Below are 16,261 nucleotides of genomic sequence, written 5' to 3' on the forward strand. Positions count from 1 at the left end.
GCCTGCACCAAAGCGGCGGTAGCAACAAGCCCACCCACCTCATCCAGCGCCAGCAACGACACCACACCAACCACCGAACCAGCACCAGCCAGCAGTGCAACCAGCCCAGCACGGTCCATGCCCGGATCGACTACAACCCGACGCACCCCAGCACCCAGCGCGGCGACCACCGCAGTGTCGTCCACACCACCAGCCGGCACCACGACCAGCCACTCACCATCCAGCCCACCAGCAGACGCCGCTGCCAGCGGCTTCCACGACACCCGGTAACGCCAGGAGTCGACCTGCGCCTGCTCCTTCGTCTGGCGGCGCCACGCCGACAGGGCGGGGACGAGTTCACTGAAACTCGCGTCGTCGTCGACCTCCAGCTCCGCGACCAGCGAGGCGAGATCTCCGCGCTCGACCGCGTCCCAGAACCGGGCGTCCACCGCGTCGACCGCCTGCACTGGGGCCGAACCGCCGCTCGACAGGGCGGCCTCGGGCCAATAGCGGCGACGCTGGAAGGCGTACGTCGGCAGCTCCACCCGACCGGTACCCGCGTCAGCAAGCAAGGTGGACCAGTCGACGGTCACACCGCGCACGTACGCCTGCGCCAGAGCCGCCACCGCGGTCTCCGCCTCCGGCCGCCCGGCGCGCAGGACCGGCACGAACCCGGCAGTCGCATCGCCCGTCACACACTCCTGGGCCAGCGCCGACAGCACACCGTCCGGCCCCAGCTCGACGAACGTCGTCACGCCCGCGGCCTCCAAGGCCCGCACACCATCGAGGAAGCGAACCGCCTCCCGGACGTGCCGCACCCAGAAGTCCGCCGAACCCATCTCGTCCGAGACCAGCGCACCCGTCAGGTTGGAGACAACCGGAATCCGCGGAGCGGCGAACTCCAACCCCGCCACCACCTCACGGAAGTCCTCCAACATCCCGTCCATGTGCGGCGAATGGAACGCATGGCTGACGGTGAGCCGCTTGCTCTTGCGGTCGGCGAACACCTCCACCACCGCGAGCACGGCGTCCTCGTCACCGGCAACGACCACCGACTGCGGACCGTTGACCGCAGCGATGCTCACCCGCTCGTTCAACAGCGGCAGGACCTCGTCCTCCGACGCCTGCACCGCCACCATCACCCCACCACCCGGCAGCGCCTGCATCAGACGCCCCCGCGCAGCCACCAACGTGCACGCGTCCTCCAGCGAGAACACACCCGCGACATGCGCGGCCGCGATCTCACCGATCGAATGACCCGACACGAAGTCCGGCTTCACACCCCACGACTCGACGAGACGGAACAGCGCCACCTCGACCGCGAACAACGCCGGCTGCGCCCACTCCGTACGGTTCAGCAGCTCCGCATCCGCACCGAAGAGGACATCCCGCAAAGGCACATCCAGATCGAACCGCGCACACACCGCATCCAGCGCATCCGCGAAAGCAGGGAAGGCGTCATACAACTCACGCCCCATCCCCAGTCGCTGGCTGCCCTGACCCGTGAACAGGAAGGCCAGCCCTTCCCCGGACACCGTGCCCTGGACCAGGCCCGGCACCTGCGCGCCCGCCGCAAGGGCGCGCAGTCCGGTGAGCAGCTCTTCGCGGTCCGCGTTCTGCGTGACCAGAACGGCCCTGGCCTCGAAGGCGGACCGTCCGGCCGCGAGGGAGCGCGCGACGTCGGCGGCAGCTGCCTGCGGGTTATCCGCCAGCCAGGACACGAGCTGTTCGGCCTGGGCGCGCAACGCGTCCGTTCCCTTGCCGCTGACAACGAAGGGCAGGACAGAGGCTGCGATCCCGGTCCCTGTCCGGTGACCGGCTGCCGTCGCCCCGCCATCGAGCGGCGGGGCCTCTTCGATGATCGTGTGGGCGTTCGTCCCGCTCAGGCCGAAGGAGGACACACCGGCCCGGCGCGGGCGACCCGTCCCGGGCCACTCGCGGAGCTCAGTCAACAGCTCGACCTCACCCGCGGACCAGTCGACGTGCGGGGTGGGAGCGTCGACGTGCAAGGTCTTGGGCAGTACCCCGTGCTGCATCGCCAGCACCATCTTGATCACACCGGCCACACCCGCGGCGGCCTGCGTGTGACCGATGTTCGACTTCACCGAACCGAGCAGCAGCGGACGGCCGTCCTCGCGCTCCTGACCGTACGTAGCCAGCAGCGCCTGCGCCTCGATCGGGTCACCGAGCCGCGTACCGGTACCGTGCGCCTCGACCGCGTCCACGTCGGCAGCCGAGAGCCCCGCACTCGCCAGCGCCTGGCGGATGACACGCTGCTGCGAAGGCCCGTTCGGGGCCGTCAGACCATTGCTGGCACCGTCCTGGTTGACGGCCGAACCCCGCACCACCGCGAGGACCGGGTGACCGTTCCTCCGGGCATCCGACAGCCGCTCCATGAGCAGCATGCCGACACCCTCACCCCAACCGGTCCCGTCCGCACCAGCCGCGAAAGCCTTGATCCGACCGTCCTGCGCCAACCCACGCTGACGGCTGAAATCGATGAACGCGTCAGGGGTGGACATGACGGTCACACCACCGGCGAGCGCCAGGGTGCACTCACCCTGGCGCAGGGCCTGAACGGCCAGGTGCAGGGCGACCAGCGAGGACGAGCATGCCGTGTCGACCGTGATCGCCGGGCCTTCGAGGCCGAAGACGTACGAGATGCGGCCCGAGACGACGCTCGCCGCGTTGCCCGTACCGACGTGCCCCTCCAGGCCCTCGGCGTCGCCCGCGACCAAGGAGAGGTAGTCCTGGCCGTTGGTGCCGACGAAGACACCGGCGCGGCTGCCCTTGAGCACGGCGGGGTCGATGCCGGCCCGCTCGAAGGTCTCCCAGGAGGTCTCCAGCAGCAGGCGCTGCTGCGGGTCCATCGCAAGGGCCTCGCGGGGCGAGATCCCGAAGAAGTCGGCGTCGAAGTCCGCTGCGTCGTAGACGAAGCCGCCTTCGCGGGTGTACGAGGTCCCGGGCTGGTCCGGGGCCGCCGCGTAGAGTCGGTCCAGGTCCCAGCCACGGTCGGCGGGGAACTCGGCGACGGCGTCGGTGCCTTCCGAAAGGAGCTGCCAGAGCTGCTCAGGCGTCCGCACACCGCCGGGGAAGCGGCAGCTCATGGCCACGATGGCGATCGGGTCCTCGTCCGCCGCTACGGCACGGTCCGAGGAGGTATCGGCCTCGGGAGCGGCGCCCGTCAGTTCCCCGCGCAGGTACTCCGCGAGGGCCGAGGCCGTGGGGTAGTCGTAGACGAGGGTGGTGGGGAGCTGAAGCGCGGTGGCCGCGCCGAGTCGGTTGCGGAGGTCGACCGCGGACAGGGAATCGAAGCCGAGCTCCTTGAAGGCGCGCTCCGCGCCCACCTCCTCCACACCGTCGTGCCCGAGGACCGCGGCGACGTGCGTACGAACCAGGCCGAGCAGTTCGCGCTCCTGCTCGGCCCGGGGCAGCTCGGCCAGCTTCGCGAACGCCCCTCCGGCGACGTCGGCGCCTGTGACCACGGTCCCCTGACCGGTGACGGCGGCAGTGGGTCGGTGCGTGAAGTCGGCGAGCGAGGGGTTGGGACGGACGGCCGCCACGACGTCGGAGAGGCGCTCCCAGTCGATGTCCGCGACGGTCAGGGCGGCTTCGGGAGAGCCAACGGCCTGCGTCAGAGCGGCGATCGCCGAGTCGGGCGCCATCGGCGGCACACCCTCGCGCCGCATCCGCGCATCCATCGCCTCGTCGGCGGCCATACCGCCTTCGGCCCACGGACCCCAGGCGATGGACGTCGCGGCCAGACCAGCCGCACGCCGCTGCTCTGCCAGGGCATCCAAGTAAGCATTCGCAGCCGCGTAGTTGCCCTGACCAGCAGCACCGATCGACCCACTCATGGAGGAGAACAGCACGAAGGCATCGAGCTCGATCCCCAGCTCAACCGTCAGCTCATGGAGGTTGAGCGCGGAGGTGGCCTTGGCCCGCAGCACGCTCTCGAACCGCTCCGGCGTCAACGCATCCAGCACACCGTCATCCAGCACACCAGCCGTATGCACCACAGCCGTCAACGCGCCGGCCTCGGCAGCCAACAGCTCCCGCAACGCCCCGCGATCAGAAACATCACAAGCAACCACAGACACATCAACACCCAGATCGGCCACCAGCTCAGCCACACCAGGAGCATCCGGACCACGGCGACTGGTCAGCACCAGACGCTCAACACCCGCACCAGCCAGCCAACGAGCAACCCGCCCACCCAACGCACCCGTACCACCCGTCACCAGCACCGTCCCCGACGGCGACCACGAACCCCCAGCCCTCGCCGCACGCACCAGACGACGACCGAACACACCAGAGGACCTCACCGCCACCTGGTCCTCGACACCATCCAGGACCGCAACCAGCCGGCTCATGGCCCGCTCGTCCCACACCTCGGGAAGGTCGACCAGACCACCCCAACGCTCCGGAACCTCCAGAGCCGCCACCCGACCCAAACCCCACACCTGCGCCTGAACAGCAGACACAAGCTTGTCGGAACGGCCCACACTCACCGCACCACGCGTCAGGCACCACAACGGCGCCCCCACCCCAGCATCACCCAACGCCTGCACCAAAGCGGCGGTAGCAACAAGCCCACCCACCTCATCAAGCGCCAGCAACGACACCACACCAGCCACAGAGCCCACACCGGCACCAGCCAGCAGTTCAACCAGCCCAGCGCGGTCCGTTCCCGGATCCACCACAACCCGACGCACCCCAGCACCCAGCGCAGCAACCACCGCAGTGTCATCCACACCACCAGCCGGCACCACGACCAACCACTCACCATCCAGCCCACCAGCAGACACAGCCGCCAGCGGCTTCCACGACACCCGGTACCGCCAGCCGTCGACCTCCGACTGGGTCCGTACCCGGCGGCGCCACGCCGACAGGGCCGGGACCACCTCGCTCAGGGGCTGGTCTGCGTCCGCGTCCAGTTCGAGGGCAGCGGCCAGCGCGGCCACGTCCTCGTGTTCGACGGCGTCCCAGAACTCGCTGTCGGCGGGGTCGGTCCCGCGCGACCCGGCGGTGGCCTGCTCGGTGGTCTCGGGGCGGGCGTTCATCCAGTAGCGCCGGCGCTGGAAGGGGTACGTCGGCAGATCCACCCGCTGCGCGCCCGTACCGGCGTAGAAGGCGGCCCAGTCCACGTCCGCGCCCTGGACGAACATCCGGGCGACGGCGTCGAGCAGGGTGGCGGCCTCGGGGCGGCCAGCGCGCAGTCCGGCGGCGAAGACGGGTACCGATGCAGCGGTGCCCTGGGTTTCGGTGGCAGCGTGGAGGCAGTCCTGGGCCATGGCCGTGAGGACGGGGTCGGGGCCGAGTTCGAGGAAGGAGTCGGCGCCGCGGGCACGCAGGGTGCGTACGCCGTCGAGGAAGCGGACGGCGTCGCGGACGTGCCGGACCCAGTGCTCCGGGTCGGCCAGTTCGGCGGCGGTGGCCGTGGTGCCGGTGAGGAGGGAGACGACGGGCAGAGTGGGAGTGCCGTATTCCAGGACCTGCGCGACGCGGCGGAACTCGTCGAGCATGCCGTCCATGTGCGGGGAGTGGAAGGCGTGGCTGACGGTGAGGCGCTTGGTCTTGCGGCCCTGGGCCTCGAAGGCCTCGGCGATGGTGACGACCGCGTCCTCGTCGCCGGCGATCACGACGGCCTGCGGTCCGTTGACGGCGGCGATGCTGACCCGGCCCGCCGTCAGGAACGGCAGGATCTCGTCCTCCGCGGCCTGGACGGCGATCATTGCCCCACCACCCGGCAGCGCCTGCATCAGGCGACCGCGCGCAGCGACCAGCGCACACGCGTCCTCCAGCGAGAAGACGCCCGCGACGTGCGCTGCGGCGATCTCACCGACGGAGTGACCTGCGACGAACGACGGCCGCAGTCCCCAGGACTGGACGAGGCGGAACAGCGCCACCTCGATCGCGAAGAGGGCGGGCTGGGTGTATGCGGTCTGGTGCAGGAGGGCGGCGGCGGGTGTGCCTTCGGCGGCGAACAGGACATCGAGCAGGGGGAGTTCGAGCTGCTCGTCCAGGTACCAGGCGGCGTTGTCGAGGGCGTCCGCGAACACAGGGTGGGACAGGTACAGCTCGCGGCCCATGCCGAGGCGCTGGCTGCCCTGGCCGGTGAAGAGGACGGCGGAGCGGCCGGCGGCCGGGGCGCCGTGGACGACGGCGGGTGCGTCGATCCCGTCGGCGAGGGAGCGCAGGGCGTGCTGGAGGGCGGTGCGGTCGTCGCCGAGGACCACGGCGCGGAGGTCGAAGCGGCCTCGGGTGGTGGCGAGGGAGTGGCCGAGGTCGAGGGGGGTGGCGTCCGGGTGGGTGTCGATCCAGTCTCCGAGGCGGCGGGCTGCGCCGCGCAGGGCCTCGGGGGTCTTGGCGGACAGGGCCCAGGGAAGCGGGCCGGGCAGCTGCGCCGTTCCGTGCCCGGGCTCGATGGCCGAGTCGTCCGGCGCACCGGTGGGCGCGGTCTCCGGCTCCTCGATGATGGCGTGGGCGTTGGTGCCGCTCATGCCGAACGACGAGACGCCCGCCCGGCGCGGTGCGTCGGGCGAGGGCGGCCAGTCCACGGCCTCGGTCAGCAGGGCGACGGATCCGGCCGCCCAATCGACGTGCGGGGTCGGCGCGTCGACGTGGAGGGTCCTGGGCAGAATGCCGTGCCGCATCGCCATGACCATCTTGATGACGCCTGCGACACCGGCGGCGGCCTGGGTGTGGCCGATGTTCGACTTCAGGGAGCCGAGCCGCAGCGGCCGGCCCTCGGGACGGCCCTGCCCGTACGTGGCGAGCAGCGCCTGGGCTTCGATCGGGTCGCCGAGCTTCGTGCCGGTGCCGTGGGCCTCGACGACGTCCACGTCGGCGGGGCTCAGGCCGGCGTTGGCGAGGGCCTGGCGGATGACGCGCTGCTGGGCGGGACCGCTGGGGGCGGTCAGGCCGTTGCTCGCGCCGTCCTGGTTGATCGCGGTGCCGCGGACGACGGCCAGCACCTGGTGGCCGTTGCGGCGCGCGTCGGAGAGGCGCTCGACGACGAGCATGCCCGCGCCCTCGCCCCAGGCGGTGCCGTCGGCGGCGGCCGCGAAGGGCTTGCAGCGGCCGTCGGGGGCGAGGCCGCGCTGGCGGCTGAAGGAGACGAAGGAGCCGGGGCTCGCCATGACCGCGACACCGCCGGCGAGGGCCAGGGTGCATTCGCCGGTGCGCAGGGCCTGGACGGCGAGGTGCAGGGCGGCGAGCGAGGAGGAGCAGGCGGTGTCGACGGTGACCGTGGGGCCTTCGAAGCCGAAGGTGTAGGCGATGCGCCCGGAGGCGACGCTCGCCGCGTTGCCGGTGACGAGGTAGCCCTCGAAGCCGTCCGCGGCGTCCTCCAGGCGGGGGCCGTATTCCTGGGTCTCGGCGCCGACGAACACGCCGACCTGGCCGCCGCGGAGCCCGGCGGGGTCGAGGCCGGCCCGGTCGAAGGCCTCCCAGGAGGTCTCCAGCAGCAGGCGCTGCTGCGGGTCCATCGCGAGGGCCTCGCGCGGGGAGATCCCGAAGAAAGCGGCGTCGAATTCGTCGGCGTCGTGAAGGAATCCGCCTTCCCGGGTGTAGGTGGTGCCGGACCGGTCGGGGTCGGCGTCGTACAGGGAATCGAGGTTCCAGCCGCGCCGGGTGGGGAATTCCGAAATGGCGTCGGTGCCGTCGGCGACGAGTTCCCAGAGCATTTCCGGGGAATTCACCCCGCCGGGGAAGCGGCAGCCGATGCCGACGATGGCGATCGGTTCGTCGCTGCTGATCGCGGCGGTGACCGGGGCCTCGGCGGGGGCGGTCAGTCCCAGCAGCTGCGTGTGGAGGCGGCGGGCGAGGTGGTGCGGGGTGGGGTGGTCGAAAGCGAGGGTGACGGGCAGGAGCAGGCCCGTGCCGGCCACGAGTCGCGCGTGCAGGTCGACGGCGGCGAGGGAGTCGAAGCCGAGGTCGAGGAAGGAGCGGTGCGGGTCGAGGCTGGCGGGCGCGGAGTCGCGCATGGCGGCGATGGCCAGCGAGGAGACCCATGCGAGGAGCTCGGTGTGCTGTTCTTCCGGGGTCAGCCCGCCGAGGCGTTCGCGCCAGCCTTCCCGGAGGTCGGCGGCGGTGACGCTGTCGGTTTCACCCTGGGTTCCGCCCGTCTGGGAGGACCCGTCGATTTCGGCTGCGAAATCCTGGGATTCGTTCAACATCGTGCGCTCCATCACTCCGTGCACAGAAACCTGAGACCAGAGACGACCCTGGCACGGAAGAGTGGCCGCAGAAACCCCTATCGCTCCCCTAGGGGCCCCTATTCAGGGTCCCGGCAGGGGGTATTGGGCGACTCTGCGGGCGCAATCGAATCATGATGCCCCCGGCGCGCGGAGAATTGCAAGAATTCCACGGCATGAATTCTGGGCGCAAGAGCGGAAAGCAGAGGAGGAGGGGCGGTCACGGGGACCGTCCCTCCTCCTCCCGGGGGTGCGCCAGTTGGTCTAGGGGCGGCGTTCGATGAACGGCGCCAGCAGGCCGGGTACGGTCTCCTCGGCGAAGGCGAGGCCGTCGCAGACCCGTACGTCGCGGACCTTGTAGACGCCGTCGCCGACGGCGGTGGCGGCGCCGAGGGTGAGCAGTCCGGCCCGGCGCTGGAAGGCGGACCGGGTGATCGACCAGCCGATGATGCCGTCGCGTTGCACGGCGACGGTGCGGCGGGTGAAGGTGCCGGCCCGGGTGACGAGGTAGGGGCCGTCCAGTGCGTGGCCGAGGTTGCGGTAGGCGTCGTAGGCGAAGGCGGTGCCGATGGGGAACAGCACGACGGCCGTGATCCAGCCGGTGTGGACGAGGACCGGGGTGAGCCACAGGCCGAGGCCGACGAAGGGTGCGGCGAGCAGGACGGCCCAGATCAGGGCGCGGTTGATCCGGCGGCGCAGCGCGGCCCGGGGGTGGGCGGCCAGGTCGGCGGTGGTCGTCGGGGAGGCGCTCTCGCCCAGGACGCGGGCGGCGATCTCCTCGGCCAGGGCGACGGGGACGGGCGGGGTGAGGCGGCTGCGGCTGCTGTTCTCGTCCTCGTCACCGAGGCCGCTGGCGACGGCCTTGACCCGGGCGCCGCGGGCCCAGCGCAGCAGGAGGGGTTCTGCCACTTCGATGCCGCGCAGGCGCTGTTCCTCGATGCTGACCGAGCGGGTGATGAGCAGGCCGCGGCGGACGCGGACCATGCCTGGTTCGTCGCGGTCGAGGCGGTAGCCGCCCCAGCCCTCGATGAAGGTGGCGGTGGAGCCGATGACGCCGATGACGCCGATGACGAGGAGGGTGACGAGGATGCCGTACCACAGGGGCACGGAGCCGAAGCGCGCCTCGATGTCCTTGACGACGCCTAGTTCCAGCGGGTCGACCTTCAACTCGTGCAGGGTGCGGTAGACGCTGCCGACGGCGATGAAGACGCCGCCGACGCCCCAGAGGGTGAGGGGGGCGTAGCGCAGCCAGGCCCAGTCGAGTTCGGCGACGGTGGTGTCGGCGGCGGGGTCGGCCGGGGCGAACCCGTGGCGGGCCTGGCGCAGTTCGCTGAGCTGGCGGCGGAGGGCTGCGGCGTCGCTGACGGCGAGGCCCTCCAGGGACAGGCCGCCGGAGGTGGAGCCCTGGTCCCCGGTCGCGATCTTCAGGGAGGTGAGGCCGAAGATCCGGTGGAGGGGTTTGGCGGTCAGGTCGACGCTGCGGATGCGGTCGACGGGGACGGACCGCTCGCTGCGGAAGAAGTACCCCTTGTGGAGTTCCACGCGGTCGTCGGTGATGCGGTACCGGGTGGTGAAGTACCGCATCAGGCTGATGCCGGAGATGACGAGGCAGGTGATGAGGAACGAGGCGCAGGTGATGAGGACTTGGAGGGTGACCTTGCCGCCGGCGAGGGCGGTGGTGGCACCGAAGGTGGCCAGGGGGACGGCCAGCACGCTCAGGTTGACGAGGATCAGGCGGGGGTTGAGGCGCCCCCAGCTGTCGTCGGAGGCCCGGTCCGTGGTGTGCCGCACCGCGGCGTCGGGGCTCACGTGGCGTCACCGGGTACGGCCTGGGTGGAGCGGGTGAGGTGTTCCACGAGGTCGGTGGCGGTGCCGTGGTCGAGCCCCTTGATCTTCACGGCGCCCGCGGAGGAGGCGCTGGTGACGGTGATCCCGGAGAGCTGGAACAGCTGCTGGAGCGGGCCGCGGAGCATGTCGACGGTCTGGACGCGGGACAGGGGAACGACCCGCCAGCGCTGCCAGAGCCAGCCGGAGGCGGCGTAGACGGCCTCGTCGGTCACCTCCCAGCGGTGGACCCGGTAGCGCCAGGTCGGCATGAGGCCCATGTAGAGGAGTCCGGGGACGAGGGCGACGAGGAAGAGCGGGCCGAAGACGAATCGGGCCGGTGCGATGGTGAGCCAGAGCACGCCGAAGACGAGCGGGAGCGGCAGGGCGAAGAGGGACGACTGGAGGGTCCACCAGCCGACGGCGCGGCTGTCGACGCGGTGGCGAGGCGGACGGAGCGTCAGTTCTTGGTTGTCTAGCACTGCTTCATCCTTGTTCCTGAACGGTCGTGGATCTCGCCGGTCAACGCGCACCGCGCTGTTGTCGGTGGCTGCGGTCGGCATCGGTATCGGCATCGGTGTCGGTGTCGTCGGGGCCGGCTTCGGCGACGGGGGTGCTCGCGGCCCGGGCGGCCCGCAACCGGGACTGCAGCACCGCGGTGCGGGCCGTCACCATCGACAGCGACATCAGGGCGAGCGAGCTGATGAGGACGTCGCTGCCGCTGAGCTGGTAGTCGGCGGTGAACCGGGTCATGCGTGCGCCGAACCAGTTCTCGCACCCGTAGGCGAAGAGGATCTGGCCCGCGCACAGCAGGATCCAGACCGCCGCGTGCCCTGGCCCGCCGGTGCTGCGGACGTCCCCGGCCCCGTCGCTGTGAACGCCGAGCAGGGAGCTCACCACGAGGCCGCAGATGGCCCCTATCCCGATCCCGGCGAGGTGCAGCGACATGTCGTTGCCCGCCGTCGGGAAGGAGTCCACGCTGACGGCGACGGCGAGGACGGCCACCAGTGTGGGGATCGTGGTCCTCACGGCGGTGATGCGCCGGTTGCCGGAATCCGTCGCGAGGATGACGGCCAGGATCGACCCGCAGGTGATGAGTGCCGTCGTGAACTGGCCCACGTGCCCGAACCCGCCCTTCCCGCATTCCTCGAAGCCCCTCGCTTCTTCTTGGATCCCACGGTAGGCGGGGCGCTGCGGGTGGCGGGACGACCGATCGGTGGGACCGGCTGTCCACCGATCGATGGACACGTGCGGGGTCGTGGTAGGACTGGTGCCGTGCACACACATCCCGAGGAGACGCAGGCAGGGACGAAGGGTGAGGGGCCGACCCCGCGGGCCGCGAGCTACGGCCCCGATTCCGGGAGCCGTTGGTTCGGCCTGTGGGACGGCTACTTCGCGATCTCCTACCTCGTCACCGTCATTCTGCTCTTCACGTCCGCCGAGAGCCAGACCCACCGGGCACTGTCCGTCGGTGCGCTGACCCTGATCGTGCCCTGGTACGCGGGGCTCGGGCGGCGGCTGATGATGAACCGGTCGAGGCACCGGCAGAGCGCGGTGTTCTCCGTCGGACTGTTCGTGCTGTTCGCCGCGGCCGGCCTGCTCGATCTGGCGGCTTCGTTCGCGCTGTTCGCGGTGGTGCCGATGCTGATGATGAGCCTGTCGACGCCGCCCGCGATCGTGCTGGTGGTGCTGGCGAACCTGTGGCCGGTGACGGTGGTGTGGCTGCAGGGTGGGGAGTTCGATCCGCACATCCTCTCGGTGCTGCCGATCTCGCTGCTCGGGATCGCGCTGTCGGTGCTGCTCGGCCTGTGGATCACGCGGGTGGTGCGGCAGAGCGCCGACCGGGCGGAGCTGATCGCCGAGTTGCGGCGCAGCCGTGAGCGGGAGGCCCAACTGTCGCATCAGGCGGGGATCTCCGCGGAGCGGGAGCGGCTTGCGCGGGAGATCCACGACACGCTGGCGCAGAGCCTGACCAGTATCATCGGCCTGGTGCAGGCCGCCGAGTCGGACGTGGCCGCCCATCCGGAGCGGGCCCGCAGCCGGCTCGGGCTGGCCGGGCGGGTCGCCCAGGACAGTCTGGGGGAGGCCCGCGGTTTCGTCTCGGCGCTCACCCCGCCGCCGCTGCGGGAGAGTTCGCTGGTGCAGGCTGTGCACCGGCAGGCCGATCTGCTCCAGGAGGAGACGGGCCTGGTGGTGCGGTGCACGGCGCGGGGCGAGGAGCAGCCGCTGCCGATGGCGGTGAGCGTGGTGCTGCTGCGCTCCGCGCAGGAGGCGTTCGCCAATGTGCGCAAGCACGCGCGGGGCGCCCGTAGGGTGGAGGTACTGGTGGCGTACGCACCGGACGCGGTACGGCTCGTGGTCCGCGACGACGGCCCCGGCTTCGTGCCGGACACTTCGCCGGACGTTCCGCGGGACGCGGCGGGCGGCGGGCAGAGCGGCTTCGGGCTGCGCGGGATGCGTGCCCGGGTGGAGGAGATCGGCGGAATGGCACAGGTCAGCAGCGGCCCGGGAACGGGCACGGTCATCGAGGTGTCGGTGCCGCTGGGCCCGGTGGGGCAGGAGCCCGACGATGAGTGAGCGCGGCCCGATCGGGGTGATGCTGGTCGACGACCATCCGGTGGTCCGGGAGGGCTTGTCGGCGATGCTGGAGCTGGACGAGGGCATCCGTGTCGTGGGGCAGGCGGGTTCGGGTGAGGAGGCGGTGCCTCTGGCGGCGCGGTTGCGGCCGGACATCGTCCTGTTGGACCTGCGGATGGGCGCGATGGACGGGGTGACGGCGACGGGCCACATCCTGCGGGAGTCGCCGGGCACCAGGGTCGTCATCGTCACCACGTACGAGGACGACGCGGACATTCTGCGGGCGGTGGAGGCCGGTGCGGCCGGGTACCTGCTCAAGGGCAGTTCCCGCGAGGAGCTGGTGCACGCGGTGAAGGCGGCGGCGCGCGGCGAGACGGTGCTGACGCCGTCGCTGGCGCCGAAGCTGTTCCGGGCGCGGGTGGTGGAGGCACCGGTGCTGTCGGAGCGGGAGCGGGAGGTGCTCCAGTTGGTCCGGCAGGGGCTGACCAACGCGCACATCGGGCGCCTGCTGTTCATCAGCGAGGCGACGGTGAAGACGCACCTGTTGCGGGCGTTCAAGAAGCTGTCGGTGTCGGACCGCACGGCCGCGGTGATGACGGCCCTTGAGCGGGGCCTGCTGTCCTGACGGGCCCCGGCCGGGGGCCTGCCGGCCCGTGTCCGGCGCGCAGCGATCCCGTGCTCCGGCCGGGCGCGGGACGGCCCCGGTGGGAGCAGGGCGTGCGCGGCCGCGGCCGGGGCCGACGGGTTCAGGCGATCCCCGTCAGGTTGAGGTCCCACAGCCGGGCCGGCAGGTCCCGGCGCCGCTTGACCTTCAGCTTGCGGTAGATCCGGGTCAGGTGCTGTTCGACCGTGGAGACGGTGACGTACAGCTTGGTGGCGATCTCCCGGTTGGTGTCCCCGCGGGCGGCGAGGAGGGCCACCCGCGCCTCCGCCTCGGAGAGCACCTCCGCCTCCCGGGGCGGTTCCGTCTCGCGCCCGACGGTGACGGGCTCTCCGTCGACCTGGCCGGGAGTGAACTGTTGGCACAGGGGCTGTGCCCCGCAGGACTTGGCGACGTGCCAGGCCTTGCGGACGAACATCCGGGCGCGGTTGTAGTCCCCCGCGGCGCGGTGGGCGCTGCCCAGTTCGCCCAGGGCCTTGGCGAGTTGGAGCCGGTCGTCGCCCTGTTCGAGGAGTTCGACGGCTTCGGTGAGCCGCTTCAGCCGGTAGGTGAGGTCGCCGCTGGTCCGGGCGAGCGCGTACAGCAGGGGTCCGCGCGGTCGCACGCCGCAGGGGCCGGTCTCGCGCTGCTTCTGCTGCTCGACGTGCTCACGGGCGCGGGCTACGTTGCCGATGGCGAGCCAGGCCTCGGCGGCGTCCAGCCGCCAGGGGACCAGTTCGGCGGCGTCCATGCCCCAGGCCTGCATGAGTTCGCCGCAGGTGAGGAAGTCGCGCAGGGCAGCGTGGTAGCGGCCGGTGGCGAGGTGGCAACGGCCCCGGGCGCGGAGGTAGTTCAGGCCGAACTGCGTCTCCGACAGCAATTCGGGTACGGGCTGTTCGAGCAGGGCCATCGCTTCGTCGAGGTTGCCCATCTGGGTCTCGGCCTCGATGAGGACGGCGAGCGGCAGGGCGATGCCGACGCCCCAGCACTGTGTGGAGATCAGCGACATGCTCTGCCGGGCCTGGGCGGCCGCGCCGGGCAGGTCGCCCTGGCGAAGGGCGACTTCGGCGCGCACGACGCCGAGGGCGGCGTGCCAGGTCGGGGCGTTGCGGGCGGAGCACTCGGCGAGGAGCCGGTCGATCCAGGTGAGGGCGAGGTCGAGGTCACCCGCGTAGATCAGGGCAAGGACGGCGAGGACGAGGGGGGTGAGCGTGCGGTCGCTGAGGTGGTAGCGCTGGAGCACCCGGGTGGCCTCGGCGACGGCCGCGTCGCCCGGGCCGCCGCGCAGGGCGGTGCGCAGGGCCTCGGCGGCGGGCAGGTGGGCGTCCTCGGGCATGTCGTAGGGGGCGGCACCGTGGGCGGCGGGCTCGGCCCGGGCGGGGCCGTCGGCGGGGAACGCCTCGCGGACCGGGGGGCTGACCAGCGAGAGCCAGCTCTGTGCGGCGGCGAGGGTGTCGGGGGCGTAGGCGATGGGCTGCCCGGCCTCCTCGGCCTGCTGCGCGGCGGCCTGCAGGCCCCGTACGGCCTCGGCGGCCTGGCGGGCCTCGCCCATCCAGGCGAGGCAGCTCACGGCGTGCAACAGGTCCTGGTCGCTGAGGCGGCCGGCGCAGAACTCGCGGGACAGCTGGCGCAGGTGTCCTTCGGCGGCGCCCGGGCTGCTGCGCCAGACGATGCTGACGAGGCGGGACTTCAGGGCGGTGCGGCGCGAGCCGTCGGGGCAGGAGTCGACGGCGAGTTCGCCGCACCTCAGGGCGAGCTGGGGGTCGTCCTCGACGAGCGCGTGCTCGGCCGCCTCCTGTAGGACGGCTATCGCCCATTCCTCGACCGGTTTGCGGGTGGCCAGGAGGTGGCGGGCGATGTCGAGGGCCGCGGCGCCCTCCTCGTGCAGGAGGCGGGCGGCACGCTGGTGGAGCGCGGACAGCGCCCCGGGCGGGGCCGCGGCCAGGACGGCGGCGCGGCTGGCCGCCAGGCGGAACGATCCGCCGTGCAGGAGGCCGCAGCGGGTGAGGTCCTGGACGGCGAGTTCGACGGCGCGGACGTGCACGTCGGTGATACGGGCGACGAGGGCCGCCGGGGCGGCGTCGCCGAGGACGGCGATGCCACGGGCGACGGCCAGCAGGTCGGGGTCGCCGCGGTGCAGGCAGTCCAGGACGGCTCGTTCGAAGGTTTCGGCGGGGGCGAGCGGCTGGAAGGGCTCGCTGTCGCCGAGGGCGGCGAGTCCGTCCTCCAGGAGCGCCTTGACGAGGAGCGGGTTTCCGCCGGTGGTGTCGTGGCAGTCGACGGCGAGCCGTGCGGCCGCCGTGGAGAAGGGGCCTGACAGGATGCGCGCGGTGCCTTCCGCTGAGAGCAGCGGCAGGCGGATGGCGGTGCAGTGGGGCTGGCGGCGCAGTTCGGCATGGAAGGCCAGTTGGGCGGGTAGCAGTCGAACGCCCTCGGTGAGGACGATCAGGACGCCGGACTGGCGGACGCGGCGGGCCAGGCAGAGCAGGAAGGCGCGGGAGAGCTCGTCGCCGTGGTGGACGTCGTCGACGGTGATGAGGACAGTGCGGTCGCGGGCGATGCGCAGGAGGGAGGCGCAGACGTGTGGCAGGACACGCATGCCGGCCTCGACGGCCGCCGCGGTGTCGCCGCTGTCCACGGCCTGGGCGGTGACGCCGTCCAGGAGGGCGGTGGCCTCGGCGTGGACGGCGGGATCGAAGGCGGCGGCGCCGTCGAGAATCCGGCGCAGGATGCCGAACAAGAGGTAGCGCTCGGCGCGGGATCCGGCAGCCTCCAGGACCAGCACACCGTCGGAGACCGCCTCCTCGGTGAAGCGCTCCAACAGGGCCGTCTTGCCCACGGCGATCGGCCCGCTGATGGCAGCGACGCGGCCACGGCCACGGCGGGCGCTCCCGAGCAGGTCGGTCAGCGTCTCCCACTGCTTCTCACGCTCGACGAACCTTGCAACCACTGCGTTCCCTTCACCGGGGGTGTTCGGATGTGCGCCCGGCGGTGCACCGGGTCCTGCGTTCCTCGCGGTCGCCGGGCGGGCGGCGGTTCGCGC

Annotated in this window: 7 protein-coding genes; 2 read left to right on the plus strand and 5 right to left on the minus strand. The window is 71.8% G+C overall.

What is annotated here, in order from left to right; translation table 11 throughout:
• The 4 genes from AC0693_RS13775 to AC0693_RS13790 form a co-directional block, all read right to left on the minus strand.
• Nucleotides 1-8,159, minus strand: an 8,159-nt coding sequence (locus tag AC0693_RS13775) for a type I polyketide synthase (RefSeq protein WP_478801868.1), incomplete at its 3' end; no start/stop codon positions are given.
• Between the two features lie 282 nt (nt 8,160-8,441).
• On the minus strand, nt 8,442-9,986 hold the full coding sequence (locus tag AC0693_RS13780; protein WP_478801869.1) for a PH domain-containing protein: 1,545 nt from the start codon (nt 9,984-9,986) through the stop codon (nt 8,442-8,444).
• Nucleotides 9,983-10,483, minus strand: a complete 501-nt coding sequence (locus AC0693_RS13785) for a PH domain-containing protein (protein ID WP_356408377.1) — start codon at nt 10,481-10,483, stop codon at nt 9,983-9,985. The genes AC0693_RS13780 and AC0693_RS13785 overlap by 4 nt, the downstream gene beginning before the upstream one ends.
• A gap of 40 nt (nt 10,484-10,523) precedes the next feature.
• Nucleotides 10,524-11,120 (minus strand): hypothetical protein, encoded by a 597-nt coding sequence (locus tag AC0693_RS13790; RefSeq protein WP_469337439.1) that lies wholly within the window; start codon nt 11,118-11,120, stop codon nt 10,524-10,526.
• Nucleotides 11,121-11,276: 156 nt separating this feature from the next.
• Here AC0693_RS13790 and AC0693_RS13795 point away from each other — a divergent pair, with 156 nt between their 5' ends.
• Nucleotides 11,277-12,578, plus strand: coding sequence for a sensor histidine kinase (locus AC0693_RS13795; RefSeq protein WP_469337441.1), 1,302 nt, complete (start codon nt 11,277-11,279; stop codon nt 12,576-12,578).
• Nucleotides 12,571-13,203, plus strand: coding sequence for a response regulator transcription factor (locus AC0693_RS13800; RefSeq protein WP_356408386.1), 633 nt, complete (start codon nt 12,571-12,573; stop codon nt 13,201-13,203). The genes AC0693_RS13795 and AC0693_RS13800 overlap by 8 nt, the downstream gene beginning before the upstream one ends.
• A gap of 121 nt (nt 13,204-13,324) precedes the next feature.
• Here AC0693_RS13800 and AC0693_RS13805 read toward each other — a convergent pair whose 3' ends face one another.
• Nucleotides 13,325-16,168 (minus strand): helix-turn-helix transcriptional regulator, encoded by a 2,844-nt coding sequence (locus tag AC0693_RS13805; RefSeq protein WP_478801870.1) that lies wholly within the window; start codon nt 16,166-16,168, stop codon nt 13,325-13,327.
• Nucleotides 16,169-16,261 lie beyond the last annotated feature (93 nt).

This window comes from Streptomyces sp. NPDC043876 (genome assembly GCF_056435825.1).

Coding starts and splice junctions, on each gene's coding strand:
- AC0693_RS13800 (WP_356408386.1), top strand. CDS start 12,571: ATGAGTGAGCGCGGCCCGATCGGGGTGATGCTGGTCGACGACCATCCG.